The following is a 20590-nucleotide window of genomic DNA, read 5'->3' on the forward strand; positions in this document are numbered from 1 at the left end:
CTCCTACGAAAACTCTCTTAGTTTGAGGCTACCAAGCTTTTGCTGTAAAGCAAAGGTTAAACCATAGGTTGAAATGTTAGTGCGCTAAAAATAGCCAGCCCGCTAAACGGTATTGCGCCCTTTTGAGGCATGCCATTGGTTGAAGTTTGTTCTCTGAGTCGCGCTTTTAACGGTTTTATCGCTTTGCTGCACTGAGATGGGGATTTTGGCTTATTTTTGTAAACCTTAGGTATGACTAAATCAGTAATAACGTATTTATGAATAAATTGTTATAAAACTACATTTATAGATCGCGGCGAGTTTGGAAGTGAACCTGTGTCACAAAACGGCGTAAATTTACGTATCTAACTTACGAATTTACGGCGGAATGTGACGCCAATATCGGAAACTTGGTTAACAAATCTCTACCCTGAATTTATCTAAAAATTTTTCATGGTTGATATTTGTGATGGCAGATTTTTCAAACCAAATTGTAACGATCAAAAAAGGCCTCGACTTGCCGATTGCTGGCGAGCCGCGACAGGTCATTGAACTCGGTGCTAAGCCATCCCAAGTGGCTGTTCTGGGTGAAGAATTCGTTGGGCTTAAGCCGACGATGTTGGTCGAAGAGGGCGATTGGGTTCAAAAGGGCCAAGCCCTGTTTGAAGATAAAAAAACACCGGGCGTGTTGTTCACTGCACCCGCTAGTGGCCAAGTCGTGGCGATTAACCGCGGCGAGCGCCGAATTCTACAATCGGTTGTCATTCGTTGTGATGACGGCGAAAACCGCGATGGACAGATTTCCTTCGAAATCCATCAAGACATCGCCGCTTTAGCAAGGTCAACCGTTCAGGCGCAATTAGTGAAAAGCGGTCTATGGACTGCACTGCGTACGCGGCCTTTCTCGCGCGTGCCTGCGCTCGATAGCACGCCCGCAGGGATTTTTGTTACCGCAATTGATACTAATCCACTGGCCGCCGATCCGCGTTTGATCATCGCCGAGCAAACCGAAGCTTTTAAAGCTGGCTTGCTGGTGTTGAGCCGCTTAACCGAAGGCAAGGTTTACCTGTGTCAGGATAAGGGCGAAGCGATTGTGAAAGAGGCATTGCCGCAACTTGAGCTGCGCCGCTTTGACGGTGTTCATCCAGCGGGTTTAGTCGGCACTCATATTCACTTTACTTTACCTGTGAGTTTAGAGCGTCAGGTATGGCATATCGGCTATCAAGACGTGATTGCCTACGGCAAATTATTCCAAACCGGTGAGTTATATACCGACCGCATCGTCGCCTTAGGTGGCCCGAGCGTACTAAATCCGCGTTTACTGCGCACTCAGTTGGGCGCCGAGTTAAGTCCCTTAGTCAATGATGACATCAAACCCGGCCAAAACCGCGTGGTATCGGGCTCTGTGTTATCTGGCCATACCGCGGTTGGTGTGCATGACTTTTTAGGCCGATTCCACAACCAAGTGTCAGTGCTGAGCGAAGATGCGCAGCACCATGTACTTTCTTGGGTACGGGGTGGCTCGGATAAATTCTCTATTACCCGCGCGGTGACATCACGTTTGTTTGGTGCCACTAAGCTGTTCGAATTCACTACCCATCAGGGCGGTTCAGCCCGCGCCATGATGGCCTTTGGTCAGCTAGATCGCGTGATGCCACTGGATATTTTACCCACCTTGCTCGTTCGAGACTTAGTGGTGCGTGATACAGATGAGGCGCAAGCCTTAGGTGCATTGGAGTTAGATGAAGAAGATCTGGCGCTGTGTACTTTTGTGTGTCCCGGCAAATATGACTTTGGTAAAGAATTACGTGCCTGTCTAGATGTTATCGAGAGGGAAGGTTAATGACTAAGCAAGTTAAACAACCTGATTTGAAGCAAGTTACTGATTTACAGGAAGAATACTACGCAACGGGTAAGTCGATGAAGGGCTTTTTGCGTTCACTCGTCATTGCCAGTGGCCGCAGCACTAAGGGTAAAGTGCATGTGCGTGACGCGATTGACGTGAAACGTACCATGACGTTAGTCGGTTTGTGTTTACTGCCTGCCATTTTATTCGGTCTATATAACATTGGCCTACAGGCGCAGCTTGCGCTCGCGGGCGGATTATCGACCCCAGATGTGTGGAAGTTAGAAATCTTTAATACCCTGTTTGGCGGCCTTAGCCAAGACACTGGGGTATTGGGTTTATTCCTCTACGGTCTTAGTTTTTATCTGCCGATTTACCTGACGGCGCTGCTGACCAGTTTGTTTTGGGAAGTGGTGTTTGCGCGGGTTCGCGGCCAAGAGTTGCACGAAGGCTTCTTCGTTACAGCCCTGCTATTTACCTTAATTTTGCCAGTATCGACACCGCTATGGCTGGTGGCCATGGGGATTTCCTTTGGTGTGGTTGTGGCTAAAGAGCTGTTTGGCGGCATGGGATATAACTTCCTTAACCCTGCGCTGGCGGGCTTGGCTTTTATCTACTTCGCCTATCCCTCTGAAGTTGCAACCATTAAACAGCTCGTTGCCGTTGATGGTTTCTCTGGTGCAACGGCGCTGGCACAAACCGCAGCGGGCAAGCTGAGCTTTACCGATTACGCTTGGTTTAGTGCCTTTAGCGATCCTAATTGGTGGAACAACTTTTTTGGCTTCACCGTGGGCGCAATTGGTGAAACCAGCACCTTAGCCATTTTGGTCGGTGGTTCATTACTGCTGATCAGCCGCTTAGCCGATTGGCGCATTGTGCTTGGTGTGCTGCTTGGCATGATTGCGACTGCAACCATCTGTAATTACATCGGTTCTAGCAGCAATGACATGATGGCAATGCCGTGGACTTGGCATCTTGTCACTGGCGGTTTTGCGCTAGCGATGATGTTTATGGCCACCGATCCTGTGACCACTTCCTACACTCGCCAAGGCAAGTTTGCCTACGGTGCCTTGATTGGTTTTATGACAGTGCTTATCCGTGTCGCTAACCCCAAAATGCCTGAGGGCGTGATGTTAGCCATTCTGTTCGCCAACCTTTGGGCGCCGCTGTTCGATTATCTGGTGGCCCGCGCCAACATCAAACGGAGATTAAAACGTCATGGTCTTTAAGAAAGATACTGTGGTGGGGACCATGATCTTCACCATCACGCTCTGCCTCCTGTGCTCGTTTATGATCACAGGCACAGCAGGCATATTGAAAGAACGTAAAGTCTCCAAAAAACGTGACGAAGTGAAGCGTTATGTGTTGATGGCCGCTGATGTGAACTTAGGTCAGGACACTGACTTTAGAGAGATTTTCGCTAAATCGGTTAAGCCATTATTGATCAACCTAGACACAGGTAAGGTGGACTCAGACGCTAACGTGCTCGATTTTGATGAGCGTATGGCGGCGATTAATCCTGAGACCTCTAGCGCACCGAAAAAGGACATCGCCAAGATTAAAACCCGTGCGAACGATGCCCGCGTATTTAAAGTGCTTGATGCCGATGGCAAGTTAGACAGTGTAGTTGTGCCTTTCTACGGTAAAGGTCTGTGGTCGATGATTTACGGCTATGTGGCGGTTGAACCCGATTTCAACACCATTAAAGGGCTAGTGGTGTACGAGCACGGTGAAACCCCAGGTATCGGTGACTTTGTAACAGATCCCCATTGGTTATCGCTGTGGAAGGGTAAGCAATTATTTGATGAAAAAGGCAAATTTGCTATGCGCCTCGTTAAAGGCGGCGCTAAAGAAGGCGATGTCCACGGTGTCGATGCTGTGAGTGGCGCGACCATGACAGGCCGCGGCGTGCAGCGCGCGATGGAGTTTTGGTTTGGGGTTGAGGGGTTTCAAACCTTCTTCAATCAGCTGAAAGCGTCGGCCGCGCAGGGTGAATTGCAAGGTGAGATGGGAGAGGCAAAATGAGCAACACTTTATCCATGCGTGACATGCTAACGGGGCCAGTGTTTGCCAATAACCCCGTCGCCATGCAAGTGCTGGGCGTATGTTCGGCGCTGGCGGTCAGTAACTCAATGCAAACCGCTGTGGTGATGACACTGGCAGTGACCTTTGTGTTGGTGTTTTCTAACCTGATTATCTCTGCCATCCGTAACTTTATCCCAACCAGTGTGCGGATTATCGCCCAGATGACGGTTATCGCCTCTTTGGTGATTATCGTCGATATGGTACTGCAGGATGTGGCCTACGAGTTATCTAAGCAACTTTCTGTATTCGTTGGGTTAATTATCACTAACTGTATCATCATGGGCCGCGCAGAAGCCTTCGCCATGAAGTATCCACCGCATTTAGCGGTCGTCGATGCGCTGGGTAATGCGACAGGTTATGGCTTGATTTTGATCAGCGTTGCCTTTGTACGCGAGCTGTTAGGAACGGGCAATTTATTCGGTCATAGCGTGTTTACCACCATTGAAAATGGCGGCTGGTACTTGCCAAACGAGATGTTCAAGTTACCACCGAGCGCCTTCTTTCTGATTGGCGTGCTGATCTGGACTATCAATGTGATCCAGCGGAAACGGGGTTAAGGAGCAGATATGGAAAACTATATAAATCTATTTTTGCAGGCCACTTTTATCGACAACATGGCGCTGTCGTTCTTCTTGGGCATGTGTACTTTCTTGGCCGTGTCTAAAAAGGTGTCAACCGCCTTTGGTCTAGGTGTCGCCGTGATTGTGGTCATGACCTTAGCCGTGCCGTTAAACCAGCTGATTTACGTCAAAGTGCTCGCACCTGGTGCATTGTCTTGGGCGGGATTACCCGGTATCGATTTAAGTTACCTGCAGCTGATCACTTTCATCGGTGTGATTGCGGCGTTAGTGCAAATCCTTGAAATGTTTTTGGATAAGTACATTCCTAGCCTGTATGACTCCCTTGGGATCTTCTTACCTTTGCTCACAGTAAACTGCGCGATTTTTGCTGGGGTGATCTTTATGGCGAACCGTGATTACAACTTCGGTGAGTCAGTGGTGTTTGCTATGGGCTCGGGTTTTGGCTGGGCGGTGGCGATTGTGCTGCTGGCGGGACTGCGCGAAAGAATGAAATTCAACGCGATTCCCGAAGGCTTACAAGGTATTGGTATCACCTTTATCACAACAGGCTTGATGGCGCTGGGCTTTATGTCTTTCTCAGGGATCTCGCTGTAACGCTACAGTAGGCGAGCCAAGAATTGAGAAAGTGAAACCAGATTCTTTTTAGAAAAGAGCTAGAAAAGGGTAATACGATGGAAATGGCAATTGGCATAGGCATGTTCACGCTAGTGGTCTGTCTATTGGTGATAGTGATTCTAATCGCCAAAAAGAAATTAGTCGCTACGGGTGAAGTGACAATAAGCATCAACGAAGATGCCGAAAAAAGCATTCAAGTTGCGGCGGGTGACAAGTTACTCGGCGCCTTGGCGAGTCAGAGTATTTTTATTCCGTCAGCCTGTGGTGGTGGCGGAACCTGCGGTCAGTGCCGAGTGAAAATCAAAGCGGGCGGCGGTGACATTCTGCCGACTGAAATGGGCCATATCACCAAGAAAGAGGCTAAAGAAGGTTGTCGTCTCGCCTGCCAAGTCTCAGTGAAAACCGATATGGAACTTGAGCTCGACGAAGAAATCTTTGGGGTGAAAAAGTGGCAATGTAAAGTGATCTCTAACGATAATAAGGCGACTTTTATCAAGGAGTTATTGCTTGAATTACCTGAAGGTGAAGATGTTCGCTTTAAAGCCGGTGGATATATTCAAATTGAAGCGCCAGCCCATGTGGTGAAATACGCTGACTTTGATATTCCTGAAAAATACCGTGGCGATTGGGACAAATACGGCCTGTTTGACATTGTCTCTACCGTCAACGAAGAAGTGTTGCGCGCTTACTCTATGGCCAACTATCCCGATGAAAAGGGCCGCATTATGCTGAACGTGCGGATTGCGACGCCGCCATCGGCCAATGTGCCAGCGGGTAAGATGTCATCTTACATCTTCAATCTGAAAGCGGGCGATACAGTGACGATTTCTGGGCCATTCGGTGAGTTCTTTGTGAAGGAAACTGATGCAGAAATGGTGTTTATCGGCGGCGGTGCGGGCATGGCACCTATGCGTTCACACATTTTCGATCAGCTTAAGAGTAAGAAAACGAAGCGTAAAATGAGCTTCTGGTACGGCGCCCGTTCAACCCGTGAAGTGTTTTACCAAGCGGATTTTGATGCCCTAGCGGCCGAGAATGACAACTTCGTCTGGCATGTGGCGCTATCTGAGCCATTGCCTGAGGATAATTGGACTGGCTACACTGGCTTTATCCATAATGTGATTTATGAGAATTATCTTAAAAATCATAAGGCACCAGAAGATTGCGAGTACTACATGTGTGGTCCTCCAATCATGAACTCTTCAGTAATTAAGATGCTTGAAAGCCTAGGCGTTGAGCCAGAAAACATCCTACTCGATGATTTTGGTGATTAGCCGTTAAACTTAAGCTAGCACTTAATCAGAGCTTCAATTAGCGGTAAAGCTTAAAACTAACAACTCGCGTTAAGGTAACTTAACGCGAGTTTTGTTTATTGCTTGTTAGCGTTTTTAAGTTCAAAGCCTCTAACAATGACATATGCGATAAGGGCAAATATAAATACGATAAGATACATCCATGCGATACTTTGCAAAGTTTCAATAATTGTCCGATAGATCTCAATAGTCCAACGTTCTAGAGTTAGCTGTAGAATTTCTACATCTTTATGTCGAGCGGTAATGTAGCGCTCTAAATCATAAATTCTAACCCCACCAGAAATGCCCACAACGTATGTGGCAAAAATAATATATTTTTGCCAAGCGGCACTGATTGAATCTTGAATTATTCGAGAAAATATTTCTCCCAGTGGTCTTTTGAAAATCGAAACAACAAGAAATGAAACGGTTATAGATAGTGCAAATGTAATAAGCAGTAATGTAAAGAACATGCTCTCTCCTTAGAACAGATAATCAAATTGAAAACTTTACCAGCCATTTAAAATCAACAACATAATCTGCTTTCGGCTTACGTCCAAGCGAATAGTCATTGAGGTTGCTTTAAGGATTGGGGTCAAAGTTACTTCCACATTACTCCTGAATAGGCTCGCCATGGCATTGGCTTATCGACACGGTGAATAGAAACCTAGGGTTTCTGATCTTATGAACGAGAGCCATGGACGGCGAACTGGCAGTTAAACAGGGATGTTGTTCAAGTCCGTCCTTGGATGCTCGACCGCCCCGTCCATGGGGCGGACTGTCGTCTCGCCAATCACCCTGGCGCACCTTTCGAGCATTCGCGTAACCTGTAGATTTGCAAGACATAAGCAACATACTTTGGGACAAAACCTTGTTAGGTGTTTAGCTCTATTTCAAAGCTTTCAGATTAACGCTTTGCTAAGCGGCTACAATTTGCGAGGAACGAGAACCGCCAACTGTTTTCTGTCCGTTTAAGCAATTTGTTAAGTTTCACTTTCGACATCAGCTTCTTCATTATTACTACTAAATTTTTCTATTAAAAAACTAATCGGGGATTTGATTATTTTATGTATTTTTAACGCTTTAGAAGCAAAAGAGTCTACTTTATCAAGTAAGACACCTAAATTTTTTATTACTTCACCATTGTCACTTTTCGATTTTTTAAGCTCTTCTTGGTTAGCGACAACAGCACCAATGGCTCCTTGGAGTGCTTCTTTTAAACCTTTAGCTCCTTTAATTTGATACAAGCTTATCGCATTTCTAATGCGCTGAACTTCTTCTAATAAAGTAAGCCTTAAAACACTTGGTAAGGTTGATCTATACAATGAATTGTATAGATCATCAGTTTTTTTAATAATATCAGCTAAATCTTCTTCTGATAAAGTTTCTTCTGAGTAAAAACCGGATAGCTCTTGCGCACAAAACTGCAATCTAGTTAACGCTTCATCGGTTAGATGATTTTTTGCACCTTGCCAAGTTGTAGCTAAGTTGAGCGGGAAAAAAGCCATGTCTATTCTATTGAATGATGATAAGTAAAGTTCATGATTTAAATTATCATTCATTTTAATAAGCGATTGTATTTCTTGTGAAAGTGAATATAACTCTATTACTGACTTAGTTACTACAACATCATCTTCCTCTACTCCTAGAGCTTTACTCCAAACAACTTTGACTTTTTGATTGTCTGGTTGCCTTTTCGCATTAGACAAAATTTTATGTAATCTACCAGCAGGATTTGATTCATCTATCACTGAAATTTTACTCCGTAGTATTCGTGAAACTTAATGCCCTGTTAATGGGCAAACTATAGTTGGCTAAAATGTTGAGGAACGAAAACTGCCAACTGTGTTTTTTCCTTACTAAACAGCTTATTATGGCATCTACTCAATAGGGATAGATGATTTATATATAGCATTTAACAATTCCCATGCCTCTGGAAAGCCATATAAATCAGTTGGATTATCTATATTGCTTTGATAAGGCCATTTTTGATACCTAGTCAAAACCGATATCCCTGATAGCAATGCAACAATAATCTCAGTAGATTGCGCTGTTGTGAAACCACTTTTTTCTGAAACTGTAATAGGTTTATTTTTATCTATTCGAATCGTTGCACTTGAATTAGGATAATGTTCACTGCCAATAGAAATAAATGAAGTGCCATCTTTCCATATACCTACACGTAAATCGCCCTTATCTAAAGCACACCAACGAGAATCATCCATTTCATCTTTCTTACAAGAGATAGACCAGTTTGTACCATATTTATCTTTAACATAGTCTAAAGTATTTGTTTTTAACCCTTGTACGCTCCCGCTACCATCAGAATAAAACGTTCTATACAGTACCCCCTTGATAGAACCGTTTTCAGTCTTGGTTTTTATATTACTTGTTAGTGTTCGATAGTTTAATGAAACTTCGCATTTAATTTTTCCAGTCGGGGTTAAAAGTGTATCTCTTCGAATGAAATCTGGTTCATTTTCAATTGGCAGGTTCTTTTTATAACTTTTATCATATTTAATATCTCCGCATTCTACCTCTGCTTTAACTGATGTAGAAATAAGAAATAATGCGCCAAATAAAGCTAAAAATTGACTCTTGATCATCCGTACTCCTTGTTACCCTAACGTCTTAGTATTTATGCGCTGCGTTGTTTGCAGGGCATAAATCGCTTGTTGGACTTTGCCGCGGCCACATCCGTGCAATTGGTATGAATAATGCTATAGGAATTTGATTTTTTGCGATAGCGGTTTTTTTATACCATTTGATTAGTAATCACTTGATATTGTTTTAGCTTTTTCATTCTTCTACGCTCAATTTCGACTGATTATTGACCATAATTTGCAGAATTTCAGTCCTATATTTTGATTGGTATCCAGTACTTTGAAGGAGAAATGGGTGGACAGAACGCGCCTTTTAAATACTTTTAATAACGAGTAGACAACTCAAAAATCAAATGACTACGCTATCCCGTCGGAGTGGCCGCAGGGCGAATAGACAAATTGCGTGAGTTCGGTCATGGATGACCGACTAGCTTTCGCAGGTGCAGGGACGCATCCTTCGGAAGCGATAGCAAATTTGTCAATGAGCCCAAGGGGCTTTCAACTCCGTTGGGGGCGTCTTGGAGCATCCAAGGAGGATAGGACGAGCAGTCCTCCTTGGTCGGGTGTGGGGTGAAGCCCCACGACTTTGATTTTGATTAAAGCATTCAAACTGCGAAACACACTTTGGGGCAATAGCTTTTTAGCTAAACGAGCAGCGAGAGGATTAGTTAAGATTAGCATTGTTGTACCAGCGACCGTTGGCGGCATGGATGTCGCCGTCGAGCCTCAGGGATGCTTCTTTTAAAAGAAATAGACGGCGAGTCACTGGGTAAACAATATCAATTAATACAGCAACTAACGATGCAGCTCTAATAGCATCGGCATTTCGCAGGCATCGTGGCCTGTATTCCCTAGGGGAGCTGACAGATGCACAAAGCCCAATTTCTCATAGAGTTTTACGGCTTCATTTAACGCGGCTGTGGTTTCTAAATAGCAGCTTTGATAACCCGTTTCGCGGGCGAAATCGAGTGCCATTAACGCTACGCGTGTTGCAAGTCCTTTGCCGCGAATTTCGGGCATAAAGTACATTTTCTGCAGTTCACAAACACCCTCATTGTTGGCTAACGGCGCAATGCCGGCGCCGCCTAGAATGCGCCCCTCTAATTCAATAATCCAATAGTTGGCGCCCGCTTGGGAGTAAATCTGGCTGAGGCAATCTAAGGTCGGGTCGGCCACGCTATAACCTTTATCCGCGGTTAAGCCGTATTCGGCCGAGACATCGCGGATGACTTTGGCAATCGCGGCATCATCTTGGGCTGTGGCTTGGCGAATGTGACAGCCACTTTGGTGTTTGGCGTTATGTACGGCTTGGTTATATAACATGAGTGCCTCTTCAATTTGTGAGGTTTGTGCCGGAGTCAGTTGGGCTAAGATCTCTTGAAATAATTGATTTTGCTGAGTGTCTAATTTTAGGAGTAACTTCTTCCCTGCGGGTGTGAGTTGTACCACTAAACAGCGGTTATCCCTTGGATGAATTTGACTCTGGGCAAGATTTTTATCAATCAGATGCTTAATCGCTCGGCTCGCATTGGACTTATCTATGCTGAGTTTGCAGGCCAGCTCTTTGATGGTCAGCGGCTGCTTGCCTATCTCAAACAAGGCGTGGGCTTGAACTGGCGAGAGGGGCAAATCTCCAAAGGCGGCGTTGAGCATGCCTAAATTCCTCACCAGATAGCGAGATAAGTGCCTGAGTTGGGCGGATGAGCCTGACTCCGCCGTTTGCTTAGCGTGAATTACAGGCTTAACTGGATCTGGAGTCGATGGTGCGTCTGTGTGAGCCATAGTCGAATGGGTTTGGTTGCATGTCACAACTAAGTTAGCGGGCTTCAACTGCGCTTGCAACATGTTACTAACAATTCTGTACGTAAATATCGGGATTTAATAGCGGCGCCATGGCGAGAATAATCGCTTGGGTATAATTGCTTTCACGGGTGGCGTGGCCGTGGGTGAGCAGGCCTATGGCACCGCCTTTTTGTTTAATATTGATAGTATTGAACAATCTATCCATCACATGTCCGAGTTCTTCACCCGCTTCTAATGCCCGATAAACCTGCATTGGCAGAGGTAAAATTGCGCTGCGGCCAATGGCAAGCTGATCTTTATGCCCTATGGCGATATAGGCGAATGTGGCTGGGCCAAAGTCGAAACAATCGACACCGCCTTCCATCGCAAAATAGTAGTCGGCCTGAGTATCTTGTTGAACCTGCTGTTGACAATAGCGCACCCGATTAATCGCCCCTTGGCGAGTGTCTTTATCTGTCATTGGCTGCGCCGCAACACCTGAAGGCGCATCCATACCACAGGCTTCTATTATGCTGTCGGGGAACAGTTGTGCCATGGCGTTAGTTGCCGCGTTGATTTTTACCGGGTTTTTAGAACCCACTGTTATCTTGATGATCTTTTGTTGCATATAAGTTATTTAATTAGGCTTTTAATGTAGACGCTCGTTTGAATCATTGCTTAAATGGTCTGAGGTGTCTAAGTGTTTGGGTTTTCTATTCTGCCACAGTCGTCGGCGAAGCTCAGTAAAAAGCCAACAGTAGGGGAGGCAATAGCCAGCCTTAGGGACTAGGAAGCGACATATGTCTATTGCTCTTTCAGTAATGGAGGCAGGGATAGGCAATTGAAGGAACCAAAACCAAGAGATAATAATAATGAAATTCAACAAACTCGTGATCGCTATGGGGATGGCCTGCGGTGTAATACTCGCCGGCTGTAATGATAGCGAAGATAGCACTACGCCCACCGAACCCGAAACTCAACTGCAAGCTTTTGCCCCCAACGGTTTACTCAAAGCCAATATTCGCCGCACCACCTACGGCGTGCCACATATCCAAGCCGATAACTTAGAAAGCTTAGGTTTTGGTAGTGGTTATGCGCAGGCACAGGACAATTTATGTGTGTTAGCCGATGGCTTTATTAAGGCTAACTCGCAGCGTTCCATGTACTTTGGCCCCCATGCGTCGATTGACTTCACTACGGGCCAACCCACAGCGGAAGATAACGGCAATTTGATCTCTGACTTTGCCTACAAAGCGTTAAAAACCAGAGCACAAGCCGAAGAAAAATGGCCACAGTTTAGTGAAAACTCTCGGGCGCTGATCCAAGGTTTTACCTCTGGTTATAACCAATATCTTGCCGATGTCGAAGCGGGTAAACAAACGGCAGAACCATTCTGTGGCGGTCAGCCTTGGGTCAAACCTATAGTGCCAGAGGATGTGGTGACTTATTTGTTTTCAATCGCTTTGTTACCGGGCGCAGCTAACTTCCTCGATTTGATTTTTTACGCTAACCCGGGGGATGCGCAGGAATATATGCCGCGTATCGTAGGGCCTGCGCCCAGCCAAGACCAAACCGCATTTGTGGCCGATATGCAGTCTAAGTTGATTGCCCGCACGGCCCGCATCACCACGCCAGAGACCAATCCTCGAGGATTAGGCTCTAATGGTTGGGGTTTAGGTAAGGATAAAACCGAGAACGGTAAAGGCATGGTGCTCGGTAATCCGCATTTTCCGCATACGGGTAACCTGCGTTTTTGGCAGTCCCATATTACGATCCCTGGGCATTTAGACATGATGGGCGGTTCGCTTGTGGGTATGCCAGGGCCGATTAATATCGGTTTTAACAAAGATTTAGCGTGGACTCATACCTTCTCTACCGCCGAACATTTTGTGATGTATAACTTAGAGTTAGTCTCGGGCGATCGGATGCAATATCTGTTCGATGGCAAACCAATGCCGATCACCAAAGAGACGGTATCGATTCTGGTGAATGCTGGTCCTGCCGGCATGTTAGTGGCCGAGAAGGATATTTACACCACGGCAAAAGGCCCTATGGTCGAAGCGCCGCCCGCTTTAGCGCCTTTTGGTTGGGATGATGGCAGCGCCTTTATGATCCAAGACGCCAACATGGGCAATATGGACCCCGTTGACCATTGGTTAGCGATGGACATGGCGACCAATAAAGAAGAGTTCCAACAGGCCTTCAAGGATTACGACGGCGTTATCTTTAATAACACTATGTACGCCGATAAAGAGGGCAATGCTTTCTACATCGACGACTCGACAGTCCCAGGATTGTCTGAATCGGCAGTGGTGTTGTTAAAAACCTCGCCAGACATTAAAGCGGCTAAGGCGCAGGCCGGATTTACGATTTTACCCGGTAACACATCGCTGTTTAGTTTCGATGGCCCAACACCCTATGCCCGCGCGCCAAAGCTTGAGCGTACTGACTTTGTGCAAAACTCCAATGACTCATTTTGGTCGACTAACTTGAATGAACCGCTGACTTATTTCTCGCCCATGTATGGACCAGAAGCAGGGCAATTGTCGCTGCGAACGCGTATGGGCTTGAGCTTAATGCAGGATGCGGCTGGGGCAGATGGCAAGTTTAGCTTGGAAGAACTCGAAGCGGCGGTGTTGTCTAATCGCAGTTATCTTGCTGAGTTAGTGCTGCCTGATTTGATTGCCCAGTGTGATGCCCAAGGCAGCACGCCTGTTGTGGTGTCGGCGAGTTTATCTAAGGATGTCACTTCGGCGTGCACGGCGTTAAAAGCGTGGAATGGTAAGCAAGATAACGACAGCAAAGGCGGTGCTTTACTGCGTGAGTTTGCCCACCAATTCAGCCAAACGACCATGTTGACCCAAGGATTCGATCCCGCCAATGCGGCGACGACACCTAAAACCTTGACCACAGATGGCAGCGCCTTAGTGGCCTTAGCCCACAGTGCACTGAATCTTGAGGCGGCCGGTTTTGCCTTAGATGCGCCATTGGGTGAGGTGCAATTTGTGGAGAAATCGCTGCCTGACGGTACACCAAGCGGGTCGCGTTTACCTTGGCCGGGTAGCCACAATGTCGAGGGTGGATTCAACGTGTTCTCGACCAGTCTGTCGGGTGACGACACTTTAATCCCGCAGCACAAGTACGCAGCTGTGATGGACGTGGTTACTGGCAAGGCGATGAGTTCTGGCTTAACGGCGAAGGGATACCAAGTGCGTTATGGGTCGAGCTGGATGATGGCGGTGAACTTTACTGACGAAGGGCCAGTGGCGCGGGGAATTTTAACTTACTCTGAGTCGAGTAATATCCTAACGCCAGCGTTTGCCGATCAAAGTATCTTGTACTCAAGCGAGAAAAGTTTCCGTCCGTTGTTGTTCAAAGAGGCCGATATAGCGCCAGCCGTGGTGTCGACCACTGAGCTCACGTTACAGAAACCTTAAGTCTGATTTTGCGTTAATCGTTAACGGCTCACTCCGGCGTTGGTTCCGCAGTGAGCCGTTTTTTATACGCTTTTACAACTGATAGCGATTTGTAAAAATTTAACATTAGCGGATGTGATCTTGATCGACTCTAGCTATCGATATGCGGTACTGGGTCATGTTTTGCTGATTTTTGTGATCTATCTCCGAATCGGTGTTTTTCTCGGCGCTTATGCTATGTCACTGGCTTTGGTTTGAGGTGAAAATATTGTGTCGTTAAGCGGTTTTTTATGTGTGTTTTTTGCTGCTACATTGAAAATTTATTACATTAAATCAGCGATCTAGATCTCAATATCAGTTTATTATGAAATTCCCTTACATAAAGCCGTGTCAGATCAACTTTTATGGGCTTTTTTTGGTTATCCTTAGCGCGAATTTATTATGCTAGTCACACCGTAAGGTAACTTTTATATGCAAAAAGATGCGATCAGTGTTCTTGGAACACCTCAAAGCACACAGAGTCTAGATTCAACGAAACATTTACCTTGGACTCGCCAAGATACGACTTGGATGTTGAGTTTATTCGGCACTGCCGTTGGCGCTGGAATTTTATTTTTACCCATCAATGCGGGCATGGGCGGCTTTTGGCCTTTGGTATTAATGGCGGCAATTATCGGTCCTATGACCTATCTTGCTCACCGAGGTTTATCTCGTTTTGTTTGTTCATCAAGCATTCCCGGTAGCGACATTACCCAAGTCGTAGAAGAACATTTTGGTGTGGGTGCGGGTAAAGCCATTACCGTACTGTATTTCTTTGCTATCTATCCGATTGTATTAATTTACGGTGTGGGTATTACTAACACTGTTGATAGCTTTATCGTCAACCAATTAGGTATGGCCTCGCCACCACGCTTCATTCTATCGGGTGTATTGATCCTCGGTATGATGGCTGTGATGGTTGCGGGTGAAAAGTTCATGCTGAAAGTGACACAATTACTGGTGTATCCGCTGGTGGGTATTTTGGCCTTTATGTCTATCTACCTGATCCCTGAGTGGAAAATGGATGCCTTACAAGTTGTGCCAGAAGCGGGTGCATTTTTAGGCACAGTGTGGTTAACGATTCCTGTGCTCGTGTTCGCCTTTAACCATTCTCCTGCGATTTCACAGTTCTCTGTGTCACTAAAACGTGATCATGGCGCCAATGCTTCTCGTAAAGCCGACGTGATTTTACGTAACACTTCGATGATGTTAGTGGGCTTTGTGATGTTGTTTGTGTTCTCTTGTGTGCTGTCGTTATCACCAGCCCAATTGGCAGAAGCGAAAGCGCAGAACTTACCGATTTTGTCTTACCTCGCCAACGTGCATTCAAGTGGTTTTGTAAGCTACTTTGGTCCGTTTATCGCCTTTATCGCGATTGTGTCCTCTTTCTTCGGCCATTACATGGGCGCGACAGAAGGCATGAAAGGGGTGATTGTTAAGCAGTTACGTTCAAGCGGCAAATCAGTGACTGATACTAAGATCGACAAGTTCATCCTAGGTTTTATGTTTGTCACTATCTGGGCAGTAGCTGTGATCAACCCAAGTATCTTAGGCATGATTGAAGCCTTAGGTGGCCCAATTATCGCGGCTATCCTGTACTTGATGCCTATGTACGCTGTATACAAAGTGCCAGCGTTAAAAGCCTATCGTGGCCGTATCAGCAATATCTTAGTGATCATTGCCGGCTTATTGGCGATGACGGCGATTCTGTTTGGTTTCTTCCGTTAAGTTTTGCCAGTGCAGTGAAGCTTAACGAGGAGTTAACGTTAGGCTTTTACTCTGAATCGTGACCCATAAAAAAGGATCGTGCCATTGGCCCGATCCTTTTTTATTGTGAATAAGCTATTGAAGGAATTATTTTTCTTCGTACATTAAGTAGTAACTCTGCTTCATCCCTAATGCTTGATAGGTCTGCTGGGCAGCAAGGTTTTCTTGCTCGACATATAAACGGAAGCTGGCGGCGCCACCATTTGCTTCGGCCAGTTGTTTGACTTCACTGTAGAGCTTGCCATAAATGCCTTGGCGACGATTTTGCGGGCGAATATACACACTCTGGATCCAGTAATAATCCTTGGCGCGCCAATCGCTCCATTCAAATGTCACCATCAGCGAGCCGACTATCTCACCTTCAAGTTCGGCGACAAGGTAAAAGCCTTTTTGCGGGCTCTCAAGTAGCGTGCCCACGCCGCGGGTTAGTGTCGCTTCATCTAAGGCTAAGCCTTCGGTTTCTTGGGCCATCGCCTGATTAAATTGGACTAAGGCACTGAGGTCCTGAGCTTTAGCTTTACGGATCAACATACAACAACTCCTAGGCGGTTATTGAGTAATACCGCTCTTGTTTAGTGAACAACCATTTTGTGGCTCACTTTAGCATGGAACATTGTGGGATAACGAGTTCGACAGTCGCAGGTTTGGCACTGATATTATTTGTTGCTGCGGATTTTTGTACGACTAAAGTCTTATCTGCTAGGCTTATCTCTAGTACCCTTTTTGAACTAAGTGAGCTAATGATGGGATTCGTTAAGTCGACACGCCGCTATAAGCTTAAGGTTTTACCTGCCTTTGAGCTTGGTGCTGATGAGAAAATTAATCATCGTTTACACTTTGTATTCACTTTATTGAGCTTTGGTTTATGGGGATTAGTTTGGTGGTGGTTGATCTTGAAAGCTAAGGGTAAGTCTGACTTTATTTTCAGTGGTTTTGATGACGATTACTGGAGTTATTTGATTGAACGTGAGCAACCGCCAGCAGCGCTTTATCGTCAGCAAATTGCACCTGTTATGGTGACAGTCTATTTTGATGCTTAATATAAAGGTTAAGTATGCAGTCGCGTTGGTCGATGTCGTTGGCATATTTGGCTGGTTTTACGGCGGTTGGCATCAACGTGATACAGATCATCCTTAGATTTTTGCCCGTTATGCTAGACTCTGCGCTCAGCTAATTTGGGGAATAAATTAGTGCCAGCCAAGGATAGGCATTCGCCCGTTCTTCATTACAAATTCAAGGTTATTAACATGTCAAAACAAACGTCATCAATGTTAGGCCGTACATGGTCCTACTGGATGTCAGTGCCTCTGTGGCTACAAATTCTAGTCGGTATGGTGCTCGGAATTACGGTTGGCGTAGTATTAGGTGAGCAAGCGACGGTGTTAAAACCGATTGGAACCTTATTCGTCAATATTATTAAGATGTTGATTGTGCCGTTAGTGTTTTGTTCACTGATCGTGGGTGTGACTTCGATGGAAGACACTGCCAAGATGGGCCGGATTGGTTTTAAGTCCTTTACTTTCTATCTTTGTACTACGGCAATTGCTATCAGTATTGGATTGGCCGTTGGATATGTTATCCAGCCAGGTGCGGGTCTTGATTTACCCCTACCCTCAGGTGTTTCTGATGTAGCGAAGGAAGTGCCTTCGGTAATGCAGACTCTGATTAATATAGTCCCAACCAACCCTATCGCGGCGTTAGCTAACGGTCAGATCTTGCAAGTTATCGTTTTTGCGGTTGCCTTAGGGATTGCCTTAGTGTTGATCGGTGACCATGGAAAACCAGCGATTAAAGTGTTCGAGAGTCTTGCTGAAGCCATGTACAAGTTAACCGATATGGTGATGAAGCTGGCGCCCTATGGTGTATTTGGATTGATGGCTTGGGTGGCGGGAGCATACGGGATTGAAATGTTACTCCCTCTGCTTAAGGTTATTGTTGCCGTCTACGTTGGCTGCATTATTCACGTATTAGGCTTCTACAGTATTGTTTTGAGTATGTTTTCTAAGCTGAATCCTTTACATTTTTTCAAGGGGATCAGTAATGCAATGGCTGTGGCATTTACTACCTCTAGTTCAGCGGGTACCTTACCTGCGAGCATGAAATGCGCCAGCGAATACTTAGGTGTGAACAAGAAAATTTCCAGTTTTGTATTGCCGCTGGGTACAACCATTAACATGGATGGCACCGCTTTATATCAAGGTGTGACGGCTCTTTTTGTCGCCCAAGCTTTTGGTATTGACTTAACTTGGGTAGATTACCTCACCATCATTTTAACGGCGACTTTAGCCTCAATTGGTACGGCTGGCGTACCAGGCGCAGGTTTGGTGATGTTGACGTTAGTATTATCGACAGTCGGTTTACCCTTGGAAGGCGTGGCGTTAATTGCTGGGATTGACCGGATTTTGGATATGGCACGCACGGTAGTTAACGTATCCGGTGACTTAGTGGCGACAACTGTGATTGCTAAATCTGAGGATGAATTGGATATGGAGCACTACAATGCCGATATGGTGCAAAGTGCCGTGCTAGCCGAGCAGAATATCGCCCTCGAAACCGCGGCTGAGCAAAGCGCTAAAGTCTAGTCGCCTTCGGTTGCTGGTTGTAGAACGAAAAAACCGCCAATGGCGGTTTTTTTATGCGAGTCAATTGTACTTTGCTGAAGCTTATCTCGTTGAGTTTACTTCAGTTCGCTTACTTCACAGGGCTTACTTCAATTGACTCAAGATTAGCACTGGCTTGTCGTCGCTGTTGAGTAGCGTCAAGCGACCTTGCACTAGCTTAGCTTTAGCCACTAATGGCATTGCTTGCATCACTTTGTGCTCTTGCTGCATTAGCGCATCAACACAGGCTTTCATTGTGCTACCGGCAGGAGATAGCTTAAGCTCTTGGCCTTGCTGAGTATATTGACCAAAAAAGTTATTACAGCTGTTGTTGCCGTGTAATTTGCCTTCGGCCTCAAAGGTGATTTGCGCTGGGCTGTAATCGATAGTCGGTTGGCCTTGAACCATCTCAATGTGCCAGCTGCCCTCTAATGGAATGGTCTCATTTTGGGCGACATCGATACTTTGGCAGGCGGTGAGTCCCAACAGTAGCGCACCTAAGATGAATGTTTGTTTTAACATCGTTACGGTTCCTTTTTCCATGGTTATGGCCATAGTGTGACAAGTTTTACTCAAGATCTAAAGAGGTTTATATGACGGACTCATTTAAAAGTACTATGAATTTGTTGAAGTTTTTACATTGGTTAGGTGTATTGATGCTAGTTTGTGGACTTGGGTTCTATATGTTGACGCAATGGAGTCTAGAGATAAGCGGCATGTTACTGATCTCAAGCCTGATTGGCTTAGGGTTGGTTCTAATGTCACCCTATCCCGTGGTGCTGTTTATCCAGTGGGCGAAGCGCCAGGATGAGCAATCTAAGTGATTTCTTGCTGCGTAATTAAACGCAAAACTCGTTAACTCGCCACTTCGTTAAATCAAAGCTCGGTTAACCTATCGCTTCGTTAAATCACTGCTTCATAACTTAAAGCGCTGCCGAATCTGCGGCGGGGTTATCGTATAAGCTTGAGTCTATGGCGGGCTTAACTGGCGTGTCTTCAACCTCAGGCTTTGGTGGTTGCATTGAATCGAGTTTACCCCGCGCAAGTTCCATCATGGGCGCGAGTTTGGCGCTGGATTCTGGAGTGAAGAAACTGTAACTCGCATCGAGTTTAAGCTGGTGGTTTTGTTGTTCTAACTGTTTTTCTACCCGCTTCATAATATGCTGAATATCCCGCTCACCATCCACAAAGGCCAGTACCACAAATTGAGTGGTGTTGTAGTGGGCGGCTACGTCGGCGGTCCTTATCGTATCTTGGATCAATTTGCCTAACAGCCTGTGGTGATTATCTTCGAGGGGGATGGGCGTGTTATCTGGGCTCAGTAATTCAAAGAAGATGATGCCTGCATGGGCACCAAAGCGGCGGCCTAAATTGAGCTGTCTTGGCGCCATCATCAAAAAACCATAATGATTGAGCATGCCGGTTTCTTGGTCGCGCATCGAAAGGGATTCAATGCGATGGTTCTGGCACAGCAGAGATAATTCCTGTTGCAGCAATATCTGAAACGGTTCGAGCATAGCGGCATTGGCTAGCGGCTCTGCCATATGTGGGTTGAGTACGCACAGGGCGCCAAATTGGCTGCCATCGGGCCAAGCGATTGGGCGCGAGAGAATGTGCTGAATACCATCAAAATCCCGTGGTAAATCATCCAACATAAAGCTGCCAAGGTTTTGATATAAACCGTCGGGTTGGCTGTTTTGTATCTGTTGAAAAAGTTCGAGTTCTGCGGGGTACAAAGTACCCGCAGTAAATTGTGGTGTTTCAGTGATTGCACTGACAATGATCTCAAATCCGGCGCTGGTCTTTTGGAATATAAAAACCGTGTTAGCGTTGTAATAGCTGTTGATTAGCTCACATTGGTGCATCCAGCGAGTGAGATTCACTTGCTGATTGTCGCTATCAAGTAAACTCAGGTTGGGATTGATGGTCTCGGGCAACATACAAACGCCTAACTAGGGCTAGATATCCATTAAGTTTGGGAAATA

At 45.9% G+C, this 20590-nt stretch carries 19 protein-coding genes; 11 read left to right on the top strand and 8 right to left on the bottom strand.

The annotated features are described in order from the left end of the window. Nucleotides 1-448: 448 nt before the first annotated feature. From MO387_RS09080 to nqrF, 6 genes are all read left to right on the top strand, one after another. Nucleotides 449-1822, top strand: a complete 1374-nt coding sequence (locus MO387_RS09080) for a Na(+)-translocating NADH-quinone reductase subunit A (RefSeq protein WP_107949026.1) — start codon at nt 449-451, stop codon at nt 1820-1822. After that, nucleotides 1822-3054: an NADH:ubiquinone reductase (Na(+)-transporting) subunit B gene (locus MO387_RS09085; protein ID WP_107949023.1), complete on the top strand. Its 1233-nt coding sequence runs from the start codon at nt 1822-1824 to the stop codon at nt 3052-3054. Before MO387_RS09080 ends, MO387_RS09085 begins: the two co-directional genes overlap by 1 nt. Next, nucleotides 3044-3850 carry a Na(+)-translocating NADH-quinone reductase subunit C gene (locus MO387_RS09090; protein WP_107949021.1) on the top strand — a complete coding sequence of 269 codons (807 nt, stop codon included), beginning with the start codon at nt 3044-3046 and terminating at the stop codon, nt 3848-3850. The genes MO387_RS09085 and MO387_RS09090 overlap by 11 nt, the downstream gene beginning before the upstream one ends. Continuing rightward, nucleotides 3847-4467 carry an NADH:ubiquinone reductase (Na(+)-transporting) subunit D gene (locus tag MO387_RS09095; protein WP_006080314.1) on the top strand — a complete coding sequence of 207 codons (621 nt, stop codon included), beginning with the start codon at nt 3847-3849 and terminating at the stop codon, nt 4465-4467. Before MO387_RS09090 ends, MO387_RS09095 begins: the two co-directional genes overlap by 4 nt. A gap of 9 nt (nt 4468-4476) precedes the next feature. Continuing rightward, nucleotides 4477-5085: an NADH:ubiquinone reductase (Na(+)-transporting) subunit E gene (gene nqrE, locus MO387_RS09100; RefSeq protein WP_107949018.1), complete on the top strand. Its 609-nt coding sequence runs from the start codon at nt 4477-4479 to the stop codon at nt 5083-5085. Nucleotides 5086-5162: 77 nt separating this feature from the next. After that, nucleotides 5163-6380 (top strand): NADH:ubiquinone reductase (Na(+)-transporting) subunit F, encoded by a 1218-nt coding sequence (gene nqrF, locus MO387_RS09105; RefSeq protein WP_107949016.1) that lies wholly within the window; start codon nt 5163-5165, stop codon nt 6378-6380. A gap of 95 nt (nt 6381-6475) precedes the next feature. Here the strand turns inward: nqrF and MO387_RS09110 are convergent, their stop codons facing one another. The 5 genes from MO387_RS09110 to yjjX all read right to left on the bottom strand — a co-directional run bounded on the left by MO387_RS09110 (nt 6476) and on the right by yjjX (nt 11411). Further along, nucleotides 6476-6871 (bottom strand): hypothetical protein, encoded by a 396-nt coding sequence (locus MO387_RS09110; protein WP_107949014.1) that lies wholly within the window; start codon nt 6869-6871, stop codon nt 6476-6478. A gap of 510 nt (nt 6872-7381) precedes the next feature. Further along, nucleotides 7382-8149, bottom strand: coding sequence for a hypothetical protein (locus MO387_RS09115; RefSeq protein ID WP_107949012.1), 768 nt, complete (start codon nt 8147-8149; stop codon nt 7382-7384). Between the two features lie 129 nt (nt 8150-8278). Further along, nucleotides 8279-9004 (bottom strand): hypothetical protein, encoded by a 726-nt coding sequence (locus tag MO387_RS09120; protein ID WP_107949010.1) that lies wholly within the window; start codon nt 9002-9004, stop codon nt 8279-8281. A gap of 792 nt (nt 9005-9796) precedes the next feature. Beyond that, nucleotides 9797-10846: a bifunctional helix-turn-helix transcriptional regulator/GNAT family N-acetyltransferase gene (locus MO387_RS09125; protein ID WP_199908754.1), complete on the bottom strand. Its 1050-nt coding sequence runs from the start codon at nt 10844-10846 to the stop codon at nt 9797-9799. Nucleotides 10847-10850: 4 nt separating this feature from the next. Further along, on the bottom strand, nt 10851-11411 hold the full coding sequence (gene yjjX, locus MO387_RS09130) for an inosine/xanthosine triphosphatase (protein WP_107949008.1): 561 nt from the start codon (nt 11409-11411) through the stop codon (nt 10851-10853). Between the two features lie 244 nt (nt 11412-11655). On the opposite strand from yjjX, the gene MO387_RS09135 reads away from it, so the two are divergent. Beyond that, complete coding sequence (locus MO387_RS09135; RefSeq protein ID WP_107949006.1) at nt 11656-14220, top strand: acylase; 2565 nt, start codon at nt 11656-11658, stop codon at nt 14218-14220. A 450-nt stretch (nt 14221-14670) separates the two neighbouring features. Beyond that, entirely contained in the window at nt 14671-15966 is a 1296-nt protein-coding gene (locus tag MO387_RS09140) for an aromatic amino acid transport family protein (protein WP_107949004.1), read from the top strand. Between the two features lie 126 nt (nt 15967-16092). On the opposite strand, the gene MO387_RS09145 is transcribed toward MO387_RS09140, so the two are convergent. Next, a complete protein-coding gene (locus MO387_RS09145; protein WP_107949002.1) occupies nt 16093-16536 on the bottom strand; it encodes a GNAT family N-acetyltransferase in 444 nt (147 codons plus the stop codon). 212 nt (nt 16537-16748) lie between these two features. On the opposite strand from MO387_RS09145, the gene MO387_RS09150 reads away from it, so the two are divergent. Further along, entirely contained in the window at nt 16749-17045 is a 297-nt protein-coding gene (locus MO387_RS09150) for a hypothetical protein (protein WP_106651527.1), read from the top strand. A gap of 207 nt (nt 17046-17252) precedes the next feature. After that, nucleotides 17253-18587, top strand: a complete 1335-nt coding sequence (locus MO387_RS09155; RefSeq protein ID WP_107948999.1) for a dicarboxylate/amino acid:cation symporter — start codon at nt 17253-17255, stop codon at nt 18585-18587. Nucleotides 18588-18710: 123 nt separating this feature from the next. Here the strand turns inward: MO387_RS09155 and MO387_RS09160 are convergent, their stop codons facing one another. Then, complete coding sequence (locus MO387_RS09160; RefSeq protein WP_107948997.1) at nt 18711-19127, bottom strand: META domain-containing protein; 417 nt, start codon at nt 19125-19127, stop codon at nt 18711-18713. Between the two features lie 71 nt (nt 19128-19198). Here MO387_RS09160 and MO387_RS09165 point away from each other — a divergent pair, with 71 nt between their 5' ends. After that, the gene (locus MO387_RS09165) at nt 19199-19429 is read left to right on the top strand and encodes a hypothetical protein (protein WP_006080327.1); all 231 of its coding nucleotides are present in this window, start codon (nt 19199-19201) and stop codon (nt 19427-19429) included. Between the two features lie 99 nt (nt 19430-19528). Here MO387_RS09165 and MO387_RS09170 read toward each other — a convergent pair whose 3' ends face one another. After that, nucleotides 19529-20545 carry a GGDEF domain-containing protein gene (locus tag MO387_RS09170; protein ID WP_107948995.1) on the bottom strand — a complete coding sequence of 339 codons (1017 nt, stop codon included), beginning with the start codon at nt 20543-20545 and terminating at the stop codon, nt 19529-19531. Nucleotides 20546-20590: the final 45 nt, after the last annotated feature.

This window comes from Shewanella sp. N2AIL (assembly GCF_022690845.1).
In the GTDB taxonomy this organism is placed as follows: domain Bacteria; phylum Pseudomonadota; class Gammaproteobacteria; order Enterobacterales; family Shewanellaceae; genus Shewanella; species Shewanella baltica.

Coding starts and splice junctions, on each gene's coding strand:
- MO387_RS09080 (WP_107949026.1), top strand. CDS start 449: ATGGCAGATTTTTCAAACCAAATTGTAACGATCAAAAAAGGCCTCGAC.
- MO387_RS09085 (WP_107949023.1), top strand. CDS start 1,822: ATGACTAAGCAAGTTAAACAACCTGATTTGAAGCAAGTTACTGATTTA.
- MO387_RS09090 (WP_107949021.1), top strand. CDS start 3,044: ATGGTCTTTAAGAAAGATACTGTGGTGGGGACCATGATCTTCACCATC.
- MO387_RS09095 (WP_006080314.1), top strand. CDS start 3,847: ATGAGCAACACTTTATCCATGCGTGACATGCTAACGGGGCCAGTGTTT.
- nqrE (WP_107949018.1), top strand. CDS start 4,477: ATGGAAAACTATATAAATCTATTTTTGCAGGCCACTTTTATCGACAAC.
- nqrF (WP_107949016.1), top strand. CDS start 5,163: ATGGAAATGGCAATTGGCATAGGCATGTTCACGCTAGTGGTCTGTCTA.
- MO387_RS09110 (WP_107949014.1), bottom strand. CDS start 6,871: ATGTTCTTTACATTACTGCTTATTACATTTGCACTATCTATAACCGTT.
- MO387_RS09120 (WP_107949010.1), bottom strand. CDS start 9,004: ATGATCAAGAGTCAATTTTTAGCTTTATTTGGCGCATTATTTCTTATT.
- MO387_RS09125 (WP_199908754.1), bottom strand. CDS start 10,846: ATGTTGCAAGCGCAGTTGAAGCCCGCTAACTTAGTTGTGACATGCAAC.
- yjjX (WP_107949008.1), bottom strand. CDS start 11,411: ATGCAACAAAAGATCATCAAGATAACAGTGGGTTCTAAAAACCCGGTA.
- MO387_RS09135 (WP_107949006.1), top strand. CDS start 11,656: ATGAAATTCAACAAACTCGTGATCGCTATGGGGATGGCCTGCGGTGTA.
- MO387_RS09140 (WP_107949004.1), top strand. CDS start 14,671: ATGCAAAAAGATGCGATCAGTGTTCTTGGAACACCTCAAAGCACACAG.
- MO387_RS09145 (WP_107949002.1), bottom strand. CDS start 16,536: ATGTTGATCCGTAAAGCTAAAGCTCAGGACCTCAGTGCCTTAGTCCAA.
- MO387_RS09150 (WP_106651527.1), top strand. CDS start 16,749: ATGGGATTCGTTAAGTCGACACGCCGCTATAAGCTTAAGGTTTTACCT.
- MO387_RS09155 (WP_107948999.1), top strand. CDS start 17,253: ATGTCAAAACAAACGTCATCAATGTTAGGCCGTACATGGTCCTACTGG.
- MO387_RS09160 (WP_107948997.1), bottom strand. CDS start 19,127: ATGTTAAAACAAACATTCATCTTAGGTGCGCTACTGTTGGGACTCACC.
- MO387_RS09165 (WP_006080327.1), top strand. CDS start 19,199: ATGACGGACTCATTTAAAAGTACTATGAATTTGTTGAAGTTTTTACAT.
- MO387_RS09170 (WP_107948995.1), bottom strand. CDS start 20,545: ATGTTGCCCGAGACCATCAATCCCAACCTGAGTTTACTTGATAGCGAC.